Origin of the sequence: Bradyrhizobium frederickii (genome assembly GCF_004570865.1) — a bacterium.
In the GTDB taxonomy this organism is placed as follows: Bacteria; Pseudomonadota; Alphaproteobacteria; order Rhizobiales; family Xanthobacteraceae; genus Bradyrhizobium; species Bradyrhizobium frederickii.
Window position 1 is genome coordinate 1 of sequence record NZ_SPQS01000115.1, and the last position, 1,257, is coordinate 1,257.

Annotated in this window: 1 protein-coding gene; it reads right to left on the reverse strand. The window is 61.7% G+C overall.

Annotated features, from left to right (window positions below; translation table 11 throughout):
- Window positions 1-106 precede the first annotated feature (106 nt).
- On the reverse strand, window positions 107-1,257 hold a 1,151-nt coding region (locus E4K64_RS39845), incomplete at its 5' end, for a transposase (protein WP_135167638.1).

Consider the following 1,257-nt stretch of genomic DNA (forward strand, 5'->3'; position numbering starts at 1 on the left):
CCGATTTTGTTGCAAAAGTCGGCTGCAATGGATTTGGCTGGGCCCTTCGTTGAGCCGCGCTCTGAAGCGCTGGCCCTGACGCATTTTACGCAACTTCGACGCTACGCTACGCGCTGCGCAGAGCCTGAGCCGGTGGGGGTCGTGCGACCAGCGATGCAAACCGCCTCAGATTCTGGGCGATGGCGGCTAGAACAAACTCATCCTGGGCACCTTGCGGGCCGCGCAATCGGAGCCGACCAAGCTTCAGGATGCGCTTCAAGTGTGCGAAGTTCATCTCGATCTTCTTGCGCTGATGCCGGGAGAACTCGAAGCCCTCGGTGCCAGCGATCGACCGGGCAATGTCTCGGGCATGCTCATGGATATCGCGCGGGATCTTGCGTGATGGTTCCTTTGGGCAGCACTGCGGTTTGAGCGGGCATACATCGCAGTCGAGCTTGCTTGCACGATACAGAAGGGTCTTGCCCTCGTGCACGGTACCGCTCGTCCCAAGCCGCTTACCACCCGGGCAGTGGTAAACGTCGCCGGTCGGATCATTTCGAAAGTCGCTCCGCGAGAAGGTTCCATCATCGCGCTTCGACTTATCGAACACAGGGATATGCGGCGCGATGCCCTTCTCCTCGACCAGCCAGTTCAGCATCGGAGCCGCTCCGTAAGCGGTATCCCCGACAAGTCGCTCTGGCTTGAGACCGAAGCGTTCCTCGGTCCGTTCGATCATGGTCTTTGCTGCACCGACCTCGGCCTGGCGAATGGCGCGGGAGGCCTCGACATCAACGATGACGCCGAACTTCACGTCGATGAGATAGTTGTCGGAGTACGCGAAGAATGCCGGCCCCTTGTGAGCGCCGGTCCACTGCGCTGCCGGATCGGATGGCGAGACAAACTTCGGGACGACATCGCTGGCGGCGCCCCACGCCGGATCGTCGAGGGTTGCCAAATACTCCTTCACCGCGCGGCTAGACCTGGCCGGATCGCGATCCCTGCGCCAGTCCTGACCTGCGATCGAGCGCTGCTTGTTCGCGTCGGCCGCAATCAGGCTCGCATCGACTGCAAATCCTTCGCCACCAACCAGACCGGCGGCAATGCATGTCTCGACAACCCGTTCGAACACCCGGCGGAGAACATCTCCACCGCGGAAGCGCTCGTTGCGGGCCCGCGAGAACGCCGAATGATCCGGGACAGCGTCCTCGATACCGAGCTTGCAGAACCAGCGATAGGCGAGGTTCACCTGCACTTCACGGCAGATCAGCCGTTCCGAGC